Consider the following 18,502-nt stretch of genomic DNA (forward strand, 5'->3'; position numbering starts at 1 on the left):
CAAAAGATCACAACTAAAGTGCCGTAGAATCAATAGATACAATCCCAAACCAACAAATCAAGGAAGAATCAATGAAAAAAAAGACTCCCGCGCAACAACTCTTGCAGAAAATTAGGCCCCACCATGGTCAGCGACCAATAAGAAGATCAGCCATTGACTGCCTCACAGCCTTCAACGAACACTTGAAATGGCTTAGAGATCGACACCTGAAAAAATCGTGGTCCGATGAATACATAATCTCAGTAGCCTTCCGAAAATCAAGAAAGTTGGAAAGCGCAGCCGAGGAGATGGCTTACTGCCGGGTTCACCTCAAACTGGCGGTCGATTTCTTTCAGGCGATGTATGATGAGATAAATTCAAATAAGAACAAACCAGTAGCGAACAATCTAAAGAAATACTCCGAACTCATAACTGATTTCATTTTCGACCTTATGCCCATTGCAACCTATTTGGAGCAAAAAAAAGATCCGAATTATGAATTTCTTAGAGGGGGCAAGTTTTATGGCGTGGAATCCTTCCAGATCTTCAATCTAAGCGTGGATTTATCTGCCAATTCCAAGTTAAGTGAAAATCACCCTCGACTTGACCACAAAACATCTCAAATAGCTTCGGTGTTTCTACTTCGACAAGCCCTAGAAGCCAAGTTTGAAAGAATTGTCGCAGTAAGCCTACAGGATAGAAAAGGTAATACACCGAGACTTAAGCACAATTTCCACTACGACTTCGTAAAATCGAACATCCATCTCTACGAGTTCAACAATACTAACTTCACTTCATTAAAGACGATTTATGAATGGTGTAGCACGGTTGTACATAGACCATATCAACCACTTGCATGGCAGATTAGCTATGCTCACCATATATGTGGTCCTCTATGGCACTCGGGGCCGCTTAACAGACACGGCGGCTATTCAGTCTACGGTGGAGTCCGGATCCTTAACATTGATAGCCTACGGTCAGAATTTATCAACCACTTCAATTCATCGTACGATCATGGCATCTGGTGCGTCGATAATTATGCACCCGAGGCTGTCACGGATTTCTACAACTAGCCGTTCAGATAGCGGATCCATCAAAAATCCAGATAGCCCCGCCTCACTGCGGTGAACTCTTTATCCAAAACACTAAGCGGGAAAACCACTCATCTCGCTCGGCCTCATTGATCGCTGTGCTCCTGAGCCAGCGGTCAGAGTGACGCACGAAAGGAACCAGCCAGAGCGGATGAACAACGTCCCGGACTTGGACTTCCAGGCGATGCGTGACCACCCCCTTGTAGTTGTATTCCCCGGTGCGGATTGCGAGCACTTCAGATCGCCGCAGATAGCGCTCCCCCTTCCCAGGGTCCCGAACCCAGATGGTGTCCCTGCTCAGGTCCAAGGCAATGTGATCATGGGATACCGTGGGTTCGAACTCTTCAGGCCTATGCTTCTTCAGTTTGGGCGTTCGGCGACGGAACAGCCACGGCAAACCCCACAACACCGCAAGGGGCCAGAAGACCAGCTGCCCGAACAGCATCAGCCCGAAGACTGCCCCGTCAGCCGTCGTGCCCTCCTCGAACACCACACCGCATAGCCACCAAAGCGCGAGACCGGTGATGATCCAGCGGATTACCTTGAACAAGGTCCACATACGAGCTTCCTAGCTAGGGTTGGCGGCAGGCTTGAATTCAGCGACGGTCTACGACAGTCCAAGTGCCGCCAACCTTATCGATCACAAACGTGCCCACGAGCTGCTGTTGCTCAGTGCGAGTGCCGAGCTGGTACCGCGCAGTTCCAGTGACACTGCATGCATAGCCCGGACTGTCCCCACGCACGCACTCTCCCACCTTGAGGCCTTCAAACCTCATTGTCGTTCCCGTCGCTTCCTTGAAATACACGGTCAAGGCCTTCTCAACATCGCCATTGCCGGGCCCACCAGAACAAGCCGCCAACAGCGCAGCAACCGAAAGCATCCAGATCCTCTTCATCTCAGTTCCTTGATCAGTCGATAAGTAGGCAGTGACTGCCCTGATTCGTTGCAATGCCCGGCAGGACTTCGCTTGCGATCACTGACCCGGCCTTATTGATGACAATCACGATCTGACTGGGCCGCGCAGAGGGGTCCTCCTCACGCTCGCCGAGGTAAGCCAAGGCAACAGCGCTTCCGAAGTCGTAGACCTTGCCGAAGCCAATGACGCTATGCGCTTCGGCAGGCAGCAGCACCGGCTTGCCATCGAGCTTGATAGCGCGCTTGTAGTCCCGACCCTCGGCGGGGTCGATCCGACCAATGCTTGTTCGCACGGGACCGCTGGGGATCGCTGAGCCATGACCCGTTGCCCAGATGAACTCCGAGATCTTGGGACTCCCTCCCCCATCCCACCGAAACTGGCCGCTCTGCAGTTGGCACGACAGGCTGGGCGCTGCCCCGGCAGAAGCAGCGAACGCCAGTAGACCCACCACTGCCCAGCACCTCATATCCATACGACGGCCTCCAGGTTCAATTTTGCGCTGAACGCAAATGACCGACTAAGCTTATGCGGTCAAACTCTGGAGAGTCAACGTGTTTGTTTCTACCGGATGCCAGCCCCTCAGCCCACGCCCACAGCCCTTGGCCATCGCCTGCGCGCAGCACGCGTCGCCAAAGGCTGGACGCAGGCACAGCTAGGGGAGATGTTGATGGGAGTCGATGACTCGAACACGACGGCCCCTCGTATCAGTAGATATGAACGCGGGATGCACAAGCCCGACTTGGAGACCATCGAGAAGCTCGCGGAGCTTCTGGACCTTCCTGCAGCCTACTTCGTGGCGGCATCGGATGTTGTGGCTGAGGCAATCCTAGTGCTATCGCAACTAGACGGTCCCAAACAAGCAAAGGCCTTGCAACTGTTGAAGGCTCTAGCGAATAAGTAAGCCGCGAGAAACCTTAGAGTAGAGGAGTTTATGGTGCTACATCAGGGAACGAAACGGGAACGCTTGCGAAGCTTCATTTCCAAAACTCGTATTAGCCTAGCTATTTGGCTGGCAAGCATTCGCAAGAAAAAAGACCCGTCCCCGCCGAAGCGAGGGAACGGGCCGCTACTCTAATGAATTTCACCAGGCAAACGTTAAAATCCGAATGGCGCTGCAAAAGGGCTGTAGAACGACATCATCTGCGCATGCCGCTCGATAGATAGTCAGATCATCGCGAGAAGATGTAAAAAAGCCAAGCGACTGTAACTACTTGCAGGACCGCGAGCGTGTGGGCTTGGTTCGAGATGCTACCGCCGCTACGCTCAACGCTCCCAAGTGTCGGTTGACTCAAGGATTCCGCCCGAGGCAGAGGGCACCCCACAACGCCCCCAGCCACGCTATCCGTCCTGGCGGAGGATACCAGATTGCCTTTATGCCTAAACGTTTAGCCAAACAGATGCGCGTGCGTACCACACGCAGCCAGGATCACTGCATCGACGCCGTCTACCACCCCATACTTCCAAACGACGACGAAATCGCCCTCGGTATGGCAATCATTCCAGCCCACCCATTCCCCTTTGAGGGCGTGGTTTCGATACTGCGCAGGAATCTGTTCGCGCTTCCTCAGAATTTCCAGAAGCGTCCACATCTCCGCCAGCGCTGCAGCATGGCGGCCGGATGAGTAGGCGAGCTCACAATGCTTAATGAATAGATTGGACTTGAGAAATCTGAGAAGTGGAACATTTGCGGTGGGATTAGAAGGTCTCGTAGACGTCCTTGTCCGAACCATTTATCGAAACTTCCTTTCCAGCTCACCCCGAAGTTCTTCGAGGGTCTGAAGGTCGGGCCCAAAGGTCAGATCGGACGGAGTAAAGCGACGAGGCCCATTAAGGGGGTCGTAGGTCGGCGCCATCGGCTGCGCAGGCGCAGCCGTATCACGGATGTTAGCAATCCGCGTGGCGGGCGAGTTGATCATGAAGCCAAAGGGACGGTTACGGTTGCTCATAGAGCCTCCTAGGGACGATTAACGTTACCACACCATTGACAAGATAGTCAAGTTTAAGGTAGGCGCCACTCAAGCGCAAACCGAGTTCTTGCTTGCGTTGCAGGTTTGGCCCCTCAAGGAACGCATCAGAAGCGTTGTCGCCAGACCAGCCGGAGAGCTGGAGGGTCCCATCCTTCAGCATTTCCTTAACGCCTCCGTCAAGCTGACCTCGATGTCCGCGATAGTCCGTAGCCCGCACCCTGTCGGGCCATCTCAGGTGAGAGGAAGCCTGGCCAAGGCCATACGAGGCGCCCCATGTTCATATCGCAGCGACTCCGGCCGCCAATGCCAACAGAAGACCCGTCTATCACTCGCATCTAGAGCAGGCGGCGGCGACTTAAGAGCCAGGTGCGAACCGTGTCCGAACCGAGAAAAAGAGAGAGGACTGACGACAGGGCTCCCCCTTGGAGAACCCCGGGAGAACGACGAGCACGGCGAGCACGGAAGTACGCGAGGACGGCGAGCACACCCCGACATCAAAAGCCATTGATATTAAAGTATTTTTTTTTAAATTTATGCGCGTAAACGCGCATCTCAACCCATTGCGAACCGCTAGTTTTCGCGGATACAGCAGCTATGACGTAGCATTTGAGCCATCTGAAACGCTCCATTGCGCGCGTCTAGTTCCCTTGCTCTACCGGGCCTAAAGCCGCAAATTAGCAACCAGTTGATAGGGAATCGCTCGATGTCCACGATGAAACAAGCAGTGGCACGGCGCGCAAAGATGTCGGAGCGCGCCGAGCATCAACGGTTAATTCACTTCTCCGGAGTGGATGACGCTTGGATTTGGAATCGCAAGAAGAACCACGGTTTCTCCACTGTGCCGAGAACCCTTCCGATTGTCATGCAGGTGGCAGACGAACAGTCTAAGGGCCAGCCACCCGGTCACGTCCTTTTTTGCCTCTGGGCGCGAGCGCCGGATCACCCGGTTTTGGTCATCGATAATCCGGTCACGTTCGCTGCAGAGGCGGGATTCACCGGACCGAGGGCGGTAGACACTTGGCGCCGTCGCATGAAACGCCTGCAGGAACTCCACCTAATCGTCGCAAAGCCGGGGCCCGCAGGTGACTTCCACTACGTCCTGCTCACAAATCCAAATGCAGCAGTGGAATTCCTGAGGACAGAGGGAAAGATTCAGGACGTACTTTACGGCCGCTTCTGGGATCGGCTTTCCGAGGTTGGCGGAATCGGCGAAATCGATGCAATTCGCGCTCACTGGGCAGAAGCTAAGGCAAAAGCGGAAGAGCCACCGCCCCCTCCCCTTCTCCCGCCTCCGCCACCCTCTACGGATGCTCCCAACGAATCAGCCCTTACGAAGGTGAAGGCACGGAAGAGCAAACCCAAAAGCGGAGAAAAATGATGCTCAAGCACACGCTAGGGAGGAACCATGCTTAAGACAACAGTGATCGGCATTCGTCGCCAGCTCGCCCGGCGGATGTCGTGAAAGAGAAGACCCCCGATCAGCCTCGTTTCTCAGGCCAGACTGATCGGAGGTCATGGCGGGCACCCTCAAGTGCCCTGAGCAGGGTTTCCCTTGCCCAGGGCTCAATTGTAACGCGGCCGCGCCCCTTACACATGACTGGGGCAGCAGCCAACTAGCCGACATCGGCTGAGGAAAAAGCAATGACCAAGAAGCCTTCCAACTCCGGGCAGCCCTGGACCCCTACGCAGATCAAGCAACTCAAAGAGCTTGCGTCAGGGAACACCCCTACCCGGGTCATTGGCCTGAAAATGGGGCGCTCGCCCGAAGCAATCTACGGCCAGGCGAGCAAGGCAGGGATCTCGCTGAAGCCTACCAACCAAGCTCCCTACGGCACTAAGAAGCCGAAGTGAGTTAGCAACAAACTCAGAAGCCCCGCTATGCGGGGCTTCTGTCTTCTCAACCCGGAAACGCCGGGAACTTTTCGTTGGGATGGGAAGCCTTCCAAGTTGTGTAAGCGGAAGTCCCTTCCCAGGCAGCGAACGCACGAGGAGTTCTGCCTCGGCCGCTCCAGGTTTCGCCCGTGTGTGGGAGCCAATACTTGGGCGCGACTTCCTTCTTCACACTTCCCGCCTTCTTAGGGACATCCGTCGCCAGCATGCTGACGATCTCGGCGCGCTGCTTCGCAGAGAAGCTCTTGCCGTATTGAGACACGAGGTTGGCGATTTCTGCGAAGGCATCAGCGGCTTGTTCCTGGAGAAGATGAACTTCCTGTTCCTCAAGCTTGCGCAGCTCTTCAGCAAGCTTGGCTTTGGCGGAGGCAATGGAATCGAGTGACGGCTTGGTCATTCTTAAAGAACCTGAAATTGATGGCAAAAGGAGAGAAGGTAGCCAGGAAGCTCTGGACGCTAAGCGCGACCACCCTTCCACCGGAAACAAGCTATACGGTCTTTTCCCCCTAGACAACCGGTCCGGGCCCGAAAGGGGCGCAGTCCCCTCCACTCAACCTAACCGGGGTTGCCACTTGCCATAGAACCTAGACGAGGCGATCCAACAAAGAGAATGGAGGATGGTGATGCCCGTCGCAAACTCGAAAAGATCCTGCATGCCTATTCTGTAAGAAAGCACGCTTAGGCGTAAGCACACTCAAAATCGTACAGTACAAAAATGACTGCAAGATAGAAGCGGTCACCCAAGGAAAACCCTTGCGCCACAGCGCCTGGCAACGCACACACCACTAATTTCCTCTAAAAGTATTCGCGCTAATTCCAACGTTCCGGCGAATGCCTAAGCAACGCGGCACCCCTCTAGATCTCGTTTGACGAATCATCGCTAGGCCTTAGCACTGCTCCCATCATCTACGGAGACAGCGCAATGCCAAAAACAGTAAAGAACTTCCTTCAAGACTTCCCTTTCAATCCCGACGCCGATGACACGCTGCACCTTAAGGGCATCAGGATCGGACGCTTCCGGATTGATGAGCTGGTCATCACCGGACGCGAAGCGGCCATCCATGCGCAAGAGATCCTCAACGCTGCGATAGAGCGCTCCCGACGCTCTCGCATCAATGCCGCAGGAACGCGCTACCTTGAGCCACTCTCCGCAGGCCACCCTGCCCGACTTCTGTCCGTAGAGATCAAGGACTACTTGGGGGACCGGGAACGCCGCTGCCTCGCCCAAGAGACCATCGACTCCACAGCCCGAACCCTGCGGCTTCTCCAGATGACCTGCGGCGACATCCCCGTCTCGCGCATTGACCACCCGCACATCTATCGCCTCTGGGACCTCATGCGCTGGTCACCCCCGGGCCTCTTCTCTGACCCCGCCTATCGAGGAATCAGCTATGACGAAGCCATTGCCTGCGGCAAGGAGCTAGATGTTCCTCAGCTTGCCCCTGCAACGCTTGAACGTCATCGGCGCTTCCTGGTCTCCTTCTTCAATCAGCTGGTCAAGACCAAAGCCATTGATGCGTCCCCCATGGTTGCGTTCGCAGAGATCAAGAAGGACCTGGTCACGGATCCCAACAAGCCTGAGCGCCTCTTTGATGAAGACGATCTCAAGCGCATCTTCGATCCCAAGACCTTCATTCCATGGGCGAGCAAATACCCCCACCGATGGTGGCTTCCCATGATTGGCCTGTATACGGGCGCACGCATCAACGAGGTCGCTCAGCTGAAGGTCGCCGACATCGTCCAGGAGAGCGATGTCTGGTGTATCCGCATCCAGAAGACCGTAGATCCTGACCTAGCGCACCGGAACCGGCTCAGGAGTCGGCAAAGCCTAAAAGGCAAGGCATCTATCCGGACCATCCCTATCCCGAAGCCGCTACTAGACGCAGGCTTCCTGGACTTCATGGATGACATCAGAGAGTGCGGCCACCCTCGCCTCTTCCCACACCTATCCGCTGGTGTGAACCGTAAGACCGGCGAGACCAATGCTCGCTACAGTCTGGCAGCGCTTAGCCAGTTCAGCCGCTACATGAAGGACCTCGGCTTCCCTAGAGGGGTCGGGTTCCACGCCTTCCGCCACACCATCGCGACAGAGCTCCACCATCAGAACGTGGCTGACGAAGACATTGCTTTGATCACTGGACACTCCGTCAGCAAGCGCGTGCCGGTGCTTCACGAGGCCTACTTTCACAAAAAGCCAGCCGTAATGCGGAAGAAGCAGATAGAGACCTTGGAGAAATACCGGCCTGCGGCCGTGCTTCCAGTCTATGCCAAGGGGCAATTCAAGCGATGCTTGAAGGACAAAAAGAGGTTCTATCCCTGATGTGTCCGAAAGTCAGTGGTAGGCTGTCATCCTTGTAACCCCCTTTCGTTCTAGCCGATGAACTTCCCTAAATCTCAGAAGACTGGTCGACAAGCAGAGCTTGCAGTAGAACAAGCCTTTTTAGAGTGGGATTGGAATGTTGGACACGATCAGATAGACATTGGTTACGACCTGTGCATCACCCCCGATCACACTGTCTACCACGGCATTCACTTTCTAGCACAAGTGAAAGCGACCTCTGTCGAGTCCAGAGGAAGCCGAATCACTGCTCAAGTTTCCAAGAACCGATTGCGGCAGTATGCGAACAATGTGCTCCCGGTCTTCATTTTGAGGGTGACCCCCGACCGTTCCATTTATTGGATTCACGCTCAAGAGTGGGCGAAGGGCAATCAAGAAAAGCTGATCGGCGATGGCAAAGGCGTGGTCACGTTCGACCATTCAAAGGTCCTCAGTGACCGTGAAGGCTTTGAACGCTATCTGTGGGACATCGTAGAGCCTATTCTTCAAACCCGAGATCCGCTATCCATCGGAAATCAGCCATCTATTGATCTAGCAAAGCGCAGCGCCCGAAGAGCGCCCCCGGGTTCGGACGAAAGCAAGACTCAGAAAGTGCAGGAGCTCTCGAAGGGGCTTTCTCGGTTGGATCTATCCTTCACACCAGTCGGAACGGCCGAGAACATAGCCCTGGTCCGAGACGCATATCTGTATGGCCTCCCACGCACATTTGATGTAAAAGACTTCAAGCTTGCGCCTCTCCCCGGCTTCCAGGATCAAATGAAGCCGCTACTTGCTCATGGCAAGCTCACCATGAAGACGAAAGCAGCCACCCAAGGCCATGTTCTCGTATGTCCAGGCCAGGAATATTCCGTCTTGGCGCAGGAAGTGAGCTTAGCTGCTGAGCTATTCAACGGCACCGCAGGAGCAGGCATTACGAATGAGTCTCTCCCATCACCATTGACGATCATCATTCGGTGCACGGTTGTAGAGACATCATTGAAGGCAGAAATCAACCTTAGCATCAGGGGCTCCGCAATATACGGCGTCGCGCTAAAGGAGATTGATACGCTCGCCCCTCTAGCAACGTGGGCTGACCAGATTGCTGCCGAAGACGCAATGATGCTGACTTTGGACTTCAATGGGATCCGCCAGCCACTGCACCCTGCTGTGTCACCCATCGGTCAGATGCTTCCTGTGTTCCAGCGCATCAGAAGCCTGAGCAGACTCCATATGATTTGTCGCGCCCTCAACTCCCCCGTCATACTCGAAAATTCAGACGTGTTCTCCGAAGAGGACTTCCAGGATATCGACTTTGGCTTCGATCTTCTGAGGGGCGTACAGAGATCCGTTACCCTTAATACTATGGAAGTCGATTCAGTGGGCCCCGAGGCGCGCAAGTTCATAACTGTTCCTGGCGAATTTCTCATTCAGACACATTGGCAACTGGATGTGGCTGGGAAGGCGCTCGGTCACTTCCCAGTCGAGATCCATATGACTGGCTATGCCTTTGAAAACACCGCAGACCCCAAGAAGCTCAAGATTGTCAAAGGTAGCAATGGGCAAGCTTGGGTTAGCTACAAGAAACATGATGCAGCCGGGCACCATATCATTCGGCGGAAGACGTAGTCAGCAGCAAGCTGTCGCACCACATATGCCCTGCGCGATAAGGAAATCAACATGGCTCAACCGCAAGAATCGACCGTCGCAGTAATGATCGACTGCGACAACGTTGCTCCCGAAATCGTGGACTTCGCGCTCCTCATGGCTGCACAGGCCGGGCGCGTAACGCTTCGGCGCGGATACGGCAATCGCACTACCTTGGGCAACTCTTGGCAAGAGGCCCTGGTTCGCCAGGCCTTCACTCCATGCCTTCAGTTCCAATACGCAGCGAAGAAGAACACCTCCGATATCGCCCTGGCCTTGGATGCCCTGGAAGTGCTATTCGATCAGCGGGCAGACATCTTCTGCTTAGTCACCAGCGACTCGGACTTTGCCTACCTCTGCCGAAAGCTCCGTGAGCGCGGCGCCACGGTTCTGATCGTAGGCGAAGCAAAGACCCCCGATGCTTTGCGCAATGCCTGTGATCAGTTCTTCGAGTGGTCCGCCCAAGAAGCCTCATCGCCAGAGCCGCCAGATCTTCAGGACCCGCCGCACCCTGCTGACCACACTAATGAAGCCAAGACCACAGGAAGCGCCCCGCTCCCGAAGCGTCGCCCTCGGTTCGTCATCGAGGCTGTCTCACTGCTTGCCGGTAGCACCCCAGAGGGCAAGGTTAGTCTCAACTCCTTAGGCTCGTATCTGAAGCGAGCGGATTCCGGGTTCTCCCCTGGCATCTATGGGCATTCCGGTCTTCTCAACATGGTGAAGACCTACGATCTCCTGTCACTCAAGCAGGAAGACAATGGGCAGTGGTCTGTAAGCCTGGTGCCTAAGCCAGAGACAGCCTGACGCGAGCCACCATTACCGTTTGGCACATTGCCAGAAAAAAGCCCCGCATCTGCGGGGCCCTAAAATTCAGTAGCCGTAACCGGATCGACGCTGCTGCGTCTTCGGCTGGTTGTAGGGGCTACCGTATGGATTGCTCTGCGTCGGCTTGTAAGGATCCACAGTCCCGGACTTCCCGTTGTAAGGATTGTAGTTTCCTCGGGTGCTGTAGTTGTCCAGCTTGGTGGAGTTCGCATTGCTACGGTAGTGAGGCTGGACGTAGGTACCGTCCGAGCGATAGTGACCCTTCACCGAATGGCTCTGTGCCGAAACGGCAAAAGAGGCCGCCAGAGCGACACCAGCGGTTAGGGTGAGCAACAGCTTCTTCATTTCCTTCTCCTTGGATGGGGCATCAGTCCCCACAGCCTCGTGCCCCCTACATAGGCTGCAGCCCCCCCTGCCATCCCCGCTCGGCGAAGAGGCCTGAATCGGGAGAGTCAAGATATGTGACGATTGTCGCACTCTTAGGTCCGCGAAGAGTGCATCCCAAGCAGACATTCCGACGAGTGGTGTTTCCCCGTATTGGTTCTCGCTCCCTGAGCCAAATGCGCGGGCTTTGTTTATCCCGTACCCCCCCACCCCTGCATCCTTCAAACAAGAAACTCGCCGCCATGCGCATAAATCTGATGGAAACCTTGAAACAACACAAGCCTGCGACGCTGCTTTCGGCCTACGTCAAAGGGCAGCTCAAGCTGCACTTAAGGGACAAGAGACAAGCCTAACCATAAACCTCCAAACATCGCCTCCGAAGTCAGAGGCAGGGGGAAGCAGCTATCCCCTCGCCCAGGCCTACCTGGTTTCCATCCCTTGCGACCCCGCCGGTGATTCTGGCAAAGTGAGTAAAACCATGAGGATAGTGAAATTGAACGCCATCCCGGCTGTCACTCAATGCTGCGAATTAGTTGCATCTTACTTTCCCTCCCCTTTACCAAATCACATAAAGCAAGAGATCGAACGTCTATGTAAACTCGGAGTCTCCGAGCTTGATATAGTAAATTTCCTTTTGCGCCAGTACTTCAGATTTAGGGCACATGACGTAGAGGCTCTACACGATGCAATCGCGGACGAACTGAGAAGCAGCAGTCCAAACCCAGACGTAGTGTCGTCATTTCGTTCGATTGCGCTGAGTTACGCATACAGCGAAGAAGCATGGCAGACACTTCTAGAGCAAGCTCTTCAGAAGCTACGACTAGGCGAGTCCGAGGTTTTCTTGCTTTTTTCAGAATTTCTAAGCGGAAGAGTCAAGAACATTACGCAAGCAGAGGCCTGGAATGCACGTCGCTTGGAGAAGAATAGGAAGCTCGAATGATTGAAACATAGTCGCCTCCTGCGAACCTAGTCAGCTGAGTTCTGTGAACTCCCGTAACCACGTAATTTTTCTCTAATTTCGACCAATCCAGGAAGGCGTTAACAACCCCGCATTGGATTGGACTTAGGTGACGCAACTCTATGACGCCGACTGGAAATTCAGAGGCATATCCACAGGCATTGAGAGCTATACGTGCAAGAAGCTTTCTGTTGCGTGGCTGATTTGACACGAAGTGGAAGAATGTAAGCGCGTTCAATTTATGCCACCCTCGAATCAGATGTCATAGCTGCATACTCGACCGCTTTTCTTAAAATAAGCTCGCTTTCGGAAACAAAACAAACAGGATCGACCAAGCAGTAATTGAGCAGCCCTCGCGCATAGAGATGACTATCCTCAGAGAGCGATAGCATTTCTGAGATATCGAATGGATAGGCTTCCGCATCGTACAGCAAATGTAGCGCAAACCGTGCCAGGACCTTTCGCTCACTATCAGGAATATTCTCATCGAGATAACATATAAAACTTGTTGGCTTAAACACAGGATTATTCTAAATTTCCAATAGTTCAAACAAACTAGCCCAGGGAATTAATTAGTCAAGCCAAGCCGGAGAACACCAGTGGCCTCCAAAATGTCCCACCTCAGATCCTGACGCTAGGAGTTCCTCATGGTTGAGAAGAACATCACGAGCTACATCAATGAAAGGACCCTTGAGTACAAGCTGGTTCCAGACCTCCAAAAAGCGCTGGAACCCCACTGCGACGCAGCGATGCCAATGTTCTTCTGGAAAACCAGGGAAGGCGGCATTCGTTCAAGAGCGTCTTTTCCTGGAGAGTCATTCAAAGTCATTGCCATGTTCGCAAGAAGGCCAAAGGTCCACGACAAGAGCAATGCGCTGTATGCCACGATCAACGATGAGCTACTCATCTTTGCTGAGCACGCTATAAACATGGGGGTACCTACACTTGGCGGCTTCTGTGCAGCGCGAAACCTCGGGGAGATCACTTCCGCTCACTCCATCTGGATACCGTTGTTGAAATCAGATGAGTCAATGAATCTGCTTCGCTGGAATGAATCCGACTCACCAGGAGGCTCTCTTTCAACCTATGACTCAAAGGTCGCCTCAATCAATACTGGAGAGCTACCAGAGGCAATACTGCCGCGATGCGAACCGATGTCCTTCGGCGCAGCAATAGACACAATGGACCGCCTACGCTCGGTACTGAATCGAGAGGCAGTCCGTCCCTACTACTACGGGAGCTCATACAAGCCCGTGTATATGCTCATTGCAGGCAGTCAGCTATGAATCGCGCCAAAAAAATGGCACAATGAAATGAGCTTTTTCGAAGAAAAAAAACATAAATGTATGCCGACGACATAAAAGTAATGATTGTATCGGCGCTATTGCCTACGCTCGACTTCGACGAAGTCTTGGGATCTGAGGTGCGATTCGGCGATGGGAAATACAGGGCGGATTTGGTTGTTTCCTCGCCTACTCGGCTGAGCGCAATCGAAATTAAAGGACCACGTGACAACTTCGACAAGCTTGATGAACAAGCGCGGGGTTACGGCTCCATGTTTCTCGACTTTTCTGTGGCCACCACCGCCAATTGGCTGCCACTGTTGCGGTCGCGCTTACCCCGCTCAACAGGGTTGATCACCCTTGACGAAGATGGCACCCAGTATGTGCGCAAGCCCCAGCAGCGAAACACGCTTTCAACTGACGCCTCACTCAAATGGCTGCGCTCTAATGACCTCAAACGGTTAATGCTTATACACGATCTTCCCCAAACGGGACTACATGAAGCGTTAGCTGAAAAGGCCCTAAAGCTATCCAGAAATTCGCTTTCCGAGTTCACATTGGCAGCGATACACGAGCGACTGGCGACCAGGTTCGAATCGTTTAGATCAGAACTAGGTAGCACAGTCACTCTGGACGACGTGCGGATGCTGACACTAAGTGAGAGAATTATCGGGAAACTCTAACCACTTGCCTGGAGATATGGAAATTGACCCGGTTAGAGATCCAGAATGACGGGCTTCGTCCGATAGCTTCACCATCGGCAGTTTTGCGAATGTTGTCGACCGCCCAACAGCCGAGAGGCACAAATCGCGGATCCTTGATTGCGCGCTGCGCGCACTTCACGTAGCCACCCTCGGTTCTACGATAGCGGTGATAGAAGAAAGACCTGTCCAGCATGACATCGATTCTGGGAACCCAGTTCGTGACCGTACCCGAGAAGTCCATTGGATGGATTCCAGCGTAGTCGCTGTAGTCCAATCCTGAAAACCTCTTGGAGAGATCACTCCAAAGTTCAACTTCAGTGAGATTGAATTCCCCCTCTTCATCCCCGCCTCCGGCAGAGACGACGCTGATAGGGAAGGAGCTGGCAGCAATTGATTTAGCGAAAAAATCGATACCTTCAACTGCGCCAAGCATCTCAGCAAGGCGGGCGTTAGCCCCCGAAAGCCCCCTTAGGGAGACGTAAGCCGCATCCAAAATTAAGACAACATCCTCGGTTCGCCCAAACATATTCGGGAGATTTCCGACCAACTCATCAAAATCAGAATAGTTAGTCGGGACCCGGACGGCGAATTTCGTGAACTTTTCCCTCAATGAAGCTACTTGACGCTGAAAAGAAACAGCATCAAATGGCTCCAAAAGATGGACTACAGGAACGCAGTGTGCGGGAAGATTCTCTACCGCAAATTCAGTCCAGTTTGAGAACGCATTCTCGTCATCAAGCAAATTATCGAATTCTGTATTTTGCTGACTTTCAAGGGATGTGAGATCTACGATAAAAGGCTGCTCGCCCAATATTTCGAGGACAGCTTCAACGCTTTTCGCGACATTGCCCGCTGGATTCTTTGACGTTCTACGTGATTTCGTCAATTCGATGATAGGCAGCAACTTAAGCCTCGCATCCTGCGACAGTTCCTTTAGGCCGCGCAATTCGGCCGCACGGGATCGGACAATAGGCAAGTATCTTGTCATTGGTTAACCCTGTAGCCCAAATTCTGAACCCTATATTTCATTGCCAGAGCAGACACACCGAACTCTGCGGCGAGCCCTGAAAGGGTCGTATTTCCCGAAGAAATCATCTGCCTGACATCAGCCTCAGGCATCAGTAGCTCAGCAGCGAAACGATCCGCTTCGCGCTCCATAGGATTTGGATCATCGTTCCTGCGGGCAAACGTTTGATCATGGAAGCTCTTTTTTTGCCCAGAATGGAGCACGAAATGCGCAATCTCGTGAGCAATTGTAAATCTCTTCCGATTGCGGTGATGGAGCGAATTCACGCCAACAACCCAAGAGCCAGAGCGCACTTCGAGATAGCCGGAGAGATCATCTGCCATTGGCTCCTCAACCACCTCCAAGCCCAGGAATTCCGCTATTGCCACGACGTTTACGGGCACGCGCAAAAGACCCGCATCGGATAGGCGTTGGCGCAGGTCAACCTCGCGTTGAGCACTCATTGCAGAGGTGCTCACAGAGGAAACTTTTTTTCTTACGACCGCCATCACCTATCCTCAGTCCAGTCTGAAACCACATCCCCATCAAGATCTTCGTCATCACTACTCAGGAGTCTACTCTTGCGTCGCTTCTTCAAGCTCTCTTTGATGCTATCGAGATCTTTTTCCAATCTTTCCAACTGATACGCCAAGCCGGTTTCCTCGATTGCATATTTTACGCTATCGCCAAACTGGCGCGTCTCGATGTAATGAGCCACTGCCTCTTTCGCAGCGCCGTGAGCCATATCTTCAGCTGCCAACTTCGACAAGAACCTCAAGGTCACTACTGCCAGTATTCCTATGACGCCCAGCAATAACCCCATCATCGTAATAATCGTCTGATAGAAGCTGCTAAGTGCAGAAACAACTTCGCCGTCACTCCATCGGTCCGGCTTCCTTTCCGGAATGGAAGCTGCCGAGGAACTCTCAGGCGCCTTGTCGATGACTCGCACCGGCTTTTTTATCTTTTCTGCGACTGGGATCTGCGACTCGAATTGCTTTTGGAGATCGAATGCATGAACCCTCCAGACCTGGGCGAAGAAGAGGAGGAAACACACGACTATCAATGAAATGAGGCCCAAGCCCTTGAGTCGGAGATTGGGGTCCCTCTTCCATGAGCTACTCATATCAAATTCCGGTCTCGTACGATGAGACATTGTGGACAATTGGCTAGCTTTTTGCTAGCCGCCCCTAGCTGGCAAGCTGGAGTGCCGCCGCCATGGACACCTGAGCCCCGTCACTGTGGTGCTGAAAGCACGAGTCGGCTAGCATCCGGGACACACCACAGGACACAAATCCGGTTTGTGGACGCCTCCGGAGCTAGGCGGAACGGTCAAGGTACTGTTTCCCCCTCTCTCCGCCAGACAAACGCAAAAGGGCCGCCCACAGGGTGGCCCTTTTGCGTTTGTCTGGCGGATGGGATGGGTGGTGAGAAGCCACGCCGGGGTTCGACGGTTCTGCAGGAGCAGAACCGGACCGCCGCAGGCGGGTCCCGAGGCGCAACGCGCATCGGGATCGGGTGCATGGATGCACACGACAATCCCCCTCTCTCCGCCAGATAACTGAAAAAGGCTGCCCCCAGGGGCGGCCTTTTTCAGTTATCTGGCGCGGGACGCGAAGTGCGCTGCGCGCGCTTCGCCCCAAACGTTGCTGCGCAACCTTTGGGCCCCTCCCCTTTGCCTGCCTCTCCCCACTCCTGTCGGGGCAGCCCCTCAACAGAGGGGCGTGTTCCTCCAGATCCATCAGTAGATCCACGCCACGCGTGGATGCTTTTGATCGCCTTACGCACGCTCGTTGGCACTCCAAAACAAAGCTGAACGAAACCTGAAAATTCGCTATCGTAGGCGCCTTCATCCGACGCTTGGCCCATTGCCCATGAGTTCGACCGACAGCGCTCACGCCGACTGCGAGAACTGCAACACCGCCCTGCAGGGCCACTACTGCCATCGCTGCGGGCAATCGGCGCACAACCCGCTCAAGCACGTGGGCCATGCCATCGAAGAAGTGTTCGAATCCTTCTGGCACCTGGACGGGCGCATCTTCCGCACGCTGCGCGATCTTTGGGTTCCCGGCCGCATCACGCAGAACTACCTCAAGGGCCGCCGGGTCGGATACGTGCAGCCTTTGCGGCTGTTCGTCATCCTCACCCTGTTTACGTTCTTCATCGGCAAACTGTTCGTGCACGTCGACGACATCCGCATGGGCGGAGGCGATTCGCTGTATGCCAAGTCCAACACCGTTGAACAGGTCGAGGCCGCACGCGCGAAACAGCTCGCGACGATCGATCGCCAGCAGGCCAACTCACCCGCTACCGGCAACGCCGGCTTCGCCATGGCCAGAGCGGCGGTGAATGCGGCAGCCGCACAGCGCAAAGCCGAGCTCACCGGCACCAGCAAGGAGGTCGCCACGACCGAGCCCGGCACCTTCTTCAACCACACCGTCAACGGCAAACCGTGGGACGCTGACACCAACCCCATCGTGGTGGCCGGCTGGCCCCGGTTCGCCAACAACTGGCTCAACAAGCGCCTGCACAACGGCAACGCCAACATCCAGCGCATGGGGGGCAAGACCGATCTGTACATGCAGGCGATCCTGACCGCATTGCCCGGTGCCCTGTTCTTCCTGATGCCGGTGTTCGCGCTGGTACTGCGCATCGCCTACGTGCCACGGCAGATGGGGTATCTGGAACATCTGGTGGTGGCGCTGTACAGCCACTGCTGGCTGATGATGGTGCTGCTGGCAACCTTCCTCATCGCCGGCATCAGCAGCGCGCTCGCATCCCCCGCCTTCGCCGCCGCCAGCCAATGGCTGTATGCCCTGCTGTGGCTGGCGGTCCCGGTCTATCTGCTGTGGATGCAGCAACGCGTGTATGGCGGCAACAAGGCGCTGACCGTGTTGCGCTACCTTGCCATCGGCGGCGTCTACCTGTTCCTGGTGAGCTTCGTGGTGATGTATGCGGTGCTGGCGGGAATCTCGGCCTGAGGGATACACGCACGGCATCCGGCCCATGAATCCACGTGTAGCGTGGATCTACTGACGATCGTCTATCGTGGGCCCATGAACCTCCGCCTCTACCGACCCGCAGATGCCAGCGCCTGCCTGTCGATTTTCGACAGCAACGTGCCAACCTACTTCGCGCCCGAAGAGCGCAGCGACTTTGAACGCTTCCTGCGTGAGCAGGCCATGGACTGCGCCTTCCAGGTGATCGAGCGCGACCACCGCATCGTGGCCTGTGGCGGCCTGTCGCGACGCGGCGATGGTAGTGCCGGTTTCTGCTGGGGCATGGTGCAGCGCGCGCTGCACCGGCATGGACTGGGCCGCGAACTGGCGCTGGCGCGCCTGCGCCAGGCCGAAGTGGATCCCTCGATCAATCGCGTCACGCTCAGTACCAGCCAACACACCCAAGGCTTCTATTCCGGTCTCGGCTTCCAGGTGACACGTGTGGTGCGCGATGGCCACGGTGCCGGGATCGACGCCGTGGAAATGGAGCGGGAGCTCTAGCGCTCCCGCCCCGGTCCCATCCACGCCCGCCGTGGTT

Annotated in this window: 21 protein-coding genes; 11 read left to right on the forward strand and 10 right to left on the reverse strand. The window is 54.8% G+C overall.

Annotation, left to right across the window (positions count from 1 at the left end; translation table 11 throughout):
- Nucleotides 1-71: 71 nt before the first annotated feature.
- A complete protein-coding gene (locus tag ACX9OT_RS14950; protein WP_459002731.1) occupies nt 72-1,052 on the forward strand; it encodes a hypothetical protein in 981 nt (326 codons plus the stop codon).
- Between the two features lie 43 nt (nt 1,053-1,095).
- Here ACX9OT_RS14950 and ACX9OT_RS14955 read toward each other — a convergent pair whose 3' ends face one another.
- The 3 genes from ACX9OT_RS14955 to ACX9OT_RS14965 are packed head-to-tail and all read right to left on the reverse strand — an operon-like array spanning nt 1,096 to nt 2,279.
- Complete coding sequence (locus ACX9OT_RS14955; protein WP_459002733.1) at nt 1,096-1,629, reverse strand: hypothetical protein; 534 nt, start codon at nt 1,627-1,629, stop codon at nt 1,096-1,098.
- A 37-nt stretch (nt 1,630-1,666) separates the two neighbouring features.
- On the reverse strand, nt 1,667-1,966 hold the full coding sequence (locus ACX9OT_RS14960; protein WP_459002735.1) for a hypothetical protein: 300 nt from the start codon (nt 1,964-1,966) through the stop codon (nt 1,667-1,669).
- Nucleotides 1,967-1,979: 13 nt separating this feature from the next.
- Complete coding sequence (locus ACX9OT_RS14965) at nt 1,980-2,279, reverse strand: hypothetical protein (RefSeq protein ID WP_459002737.1); 300 nt, start codon at nt 2,277-2,279, stop codon at nt 1,980-1,982.
- A gap of 276 nt (nt 2,280-2,555) precedes the next feature.
- Between ACX9OT_RS14965 and ACX9OT_RS14970 the strand changes: the two genes are divergently transcribed.
- Nucleotides 2,556-2,888 carry a helix-turn-helix domain-containing protein gene (locus ACX9OT_RS14970; RefSeq protein ID WP_164222068.1) on the forward strand — a complete coding sequence of 111 codons (333 nt, stop codon included), beginning with the start codon at nt 2,556-2,558 and terminating at the stop codon, nt 2,886-2,888.
- A gap of 484 nt (nt 2,889-3,372) precedes the next feature.
- Here the strand turns inward: ACX9OT_RS14970 and ACX9OT_RS14975 are convergent, their stop codons facing one another.
- Both ACX9OT_RS14975 and ACX9OT_RS14980 read right to left on the reverse strand, forming a co-directional pair.
- A complete protein-coding gene (locus ACX9OT_RS14975) occupies nt 3,373-3,717 on the reverse strand; it encodes a type II toxin-antitoxin system YafQ family toxin (protein WP_459002739.1) in 345 nt (114 codons plus the stop codon).
- Nucleotides 3,718-3,933: a hypothetical protein gene (locus ACX9OT_RS14980; RefSeq protein WP_459002741.1), complete on the reverse strand. Its 216-nt coding sequence runs from the start codon at nt 3,931-3,933 to the stop codon at nt 3,718-3,720.
- 724 nt (nt 3,934-4,657) lie between these two features.
- Between ACX9OT_RS14980 and ACX9OT_RS14985 the strand changes: the two genes are divergently transcribed.
- Nucleotides 4,658-5,332, forward strand: a complete 675-nt coding sequence (locus tag ACX9OT_RS14985; RefSeq protein ID WP_334271336.1) for a hypothetical protein — start codon at nt 4,658-4,660, stop codon at nt 5,330-5,332.
- A gap of 263 nt (nt 5,333-5,595) precedes the next feature.
- Nucleotides 5,596-5,805, forward strand: a complete 210-nt coding sequence (locus ACX9OT_RS14990) for a hypothetical protein (protein WP_459002743.1) — start codon at nt 5,596-5,598, stop codon at nt 5,803-5,805.
- Nucleotides 5,806-5,851: 46 nt separating this feature from the next.
- Here the strand turns inward: ACX9OT_RS14990 and ACX9OT_RS14995 are convergent, their stop codons facing one another.
- Complete coding sequence (locus tag ACX9OT_RS14995; protein WP_459002745.1) at nt 5,852-6,241, reverse strand: H-NS histone family protein; 390 nt, start codon at nt 6,239-6,241, stop codon at nt 5,852-5,854.
- 525 nt (nt 6,242-6,766) lie between these two features.
- Between ACX9OT_RS14995 and ACX9OT_RS15000 the strand changes: the two genes are divergently transcribed.
- From ACX9OT_RS15000 to ACX9OT_RS15010, 3 genes are read left to right on the forward strand one after another with little or no spacing between them, the layout of a single operon-like run.
- The gene (locus ACX9OT_RS15000) at nt 6,767-8,164 is read left to right on the forward strand and encodes a site-specific integrase (RefSeq protein ID WP_459002747.1); all 1,398 of its coding nucleotides are present in this window, start codon (nt 6,767-6,769) and stop codon (nt 8,162-8,164) included.
- A gap of 57 nt (nt 8,165-8,221) precedes the next feature.
- Entirely contained in the window at nt 8,222-9,787 is a 1,566-nt protein-coding gene (locus tag ACX9OT_RS15005; RefSeq protein ID WP_459002749.1) for a DUF4365 domain-containing protein, read from the forward strand.
- A 51-nt stretch (nt 9,788-9,838) separates the two neighbouring features.
- Nucleotides 9,839-10,609 (forward strand): NYN domain-containing protein, encoded by a 771-nt coding sequence (locus tag ACX9OT_RS15010; RefSeq protein WP_459002751.1) that lies wholly within the window; start codon nt 9,839-9,841, stop codon nt 10,607-10,609.
- Nucleotides 10,610-10,675: 66 nt separating this feature from the next.
- Here ACX9OT_RS15010 and ACX9OT_RS15015 read toward each other — a convergent pair whose 3' ends face one another.
- A complete protein-coding gene (locus tag ACX9OT_RS15015; protein ID WP_459002753.1) occupies nt 10,676-10,975 on the reverse strand; it encodes a hypothetical protein in 300 nt (99 codons plus the stop codon).
- 1,644 nt (nt 10,976-12,619) lie between these two features.
- Between ACX9OT_RS15015 and ACX9OT_RS15020 the strand changes: the two genes are divergently transcribed.
- Both ACX9OT_RS15020 and ACX9OT_RS15025 read left to right on the forward strand, forming a co-directional pair.
- The gene (locus ACX9OT_RS15020) at nt 12,620-13,258 is read left to right on the forward strand and encodes a hypothetical protein (RefSeq protein WP_459002755.1); all 639 of its coding nucleotides are present in this window, start codon (nt 12,620-12,622) and stop codon (nt 13,256-13,258) included.
- A gap of 56 nt (nt 13,259-13,314) precedes the next feature.
- Nucleotides 13,315-13,938, forward strand: a complete 624-nt coding sequence (locus tag ACX9OT_RS15025; RefSeq protein WP_459002757.1) for a sce7726 family protein — start codon at nt 13,315-13,317, stop codon at nt 13,936-13,938.
- Here ACX9OT_RS15025 and ACX9OT_RS15030 read toward each other — a convergent pair.
- The 3 genes from ACX9OT_RS15030 to ACX9OT_RS15040 are packed head-to-tail and all read right to left on the reverse strand — an operon-like array spanning nt 13,922 to nt 16,091.
- Nucleotides 13,922-14,947: a beta family protein gene (locus ACX9OT_RS15030; RefSeq protein ID WP_459002759.1), complete on the reverse strand. Its 1,026-nt coding sequence runs from the start codon at nt 14,945-14,947 to the stop codon at nt 13,922-13,924. The two genes, ACX9OT_RS15025 and ACX9OT_RS15030, sit on opposite strands and share 17 nt — an antisense overlap.
- Entirely contained in the window at nt 14,944-15,474 is a 531-nt protein-coding gene (locus ACX9OT_RS15035; protein ID WP_197622447.1) for an ImmA/IrrE family metallo-endopeptidase, read from the reverse strand. The genes ACX9OT_RS15030 and ACX9OT_RS15035 overlap by 4 nt, the downstream gene beginning before the upstream one ends.
- Nucleotides 15,474-16,091 (reverse strand): hypothetical protein, encoded by a 618-nt coding sequence (locus ACX9OT_RS15040; RefSeq protein ID WP_459002761.1) that lies wholly within the window; start codon nt 16,089-16,091, stop codon nt 15,474-15,476. The genes ACX9OT_RS15035 and ACX9OT_RS15040 overlap by 1 nt, the downstream gene beginning before the upstream one ends.
- Before the next feature lie 748 nt (nt 16,092-16,839).
- Between ACX9OT_RS15040 and ACX9OT_RS15045 the strand changes: the two genes are divergently transcribed.
- Nucleotides 16,840-17,946 carry a DUF3667 domain-containing protein gene (locus tag ACX9OT_RS15045; protein ID WP_197655727.1) on the forward strand — a complete coding sequence of 369 codons (1,107 nt, stop codon included), beginning with the start codon at nt 16,840-16,842 and terminating at the stop codon, nt 17,944-17,946.
- Nucleotides 17,947-18,021: 75 nt separating this feature from the next.
- A complete protein-coding gene (locus tag ACX9OT_RS15050; protein WP_049462946.1) occupies nt 18,022-18,465 on the forward strand; it encodes a GNAT family N-acetyltransferase in 444 nt (147 codons plus the stop codon).
- Nucleotides 18,466-18,502 lie beyond the last annotated feature (37 nt).

It is taken from the genome of Stenotrophomonas genospecies 3, from assembly GCF_054473855.1.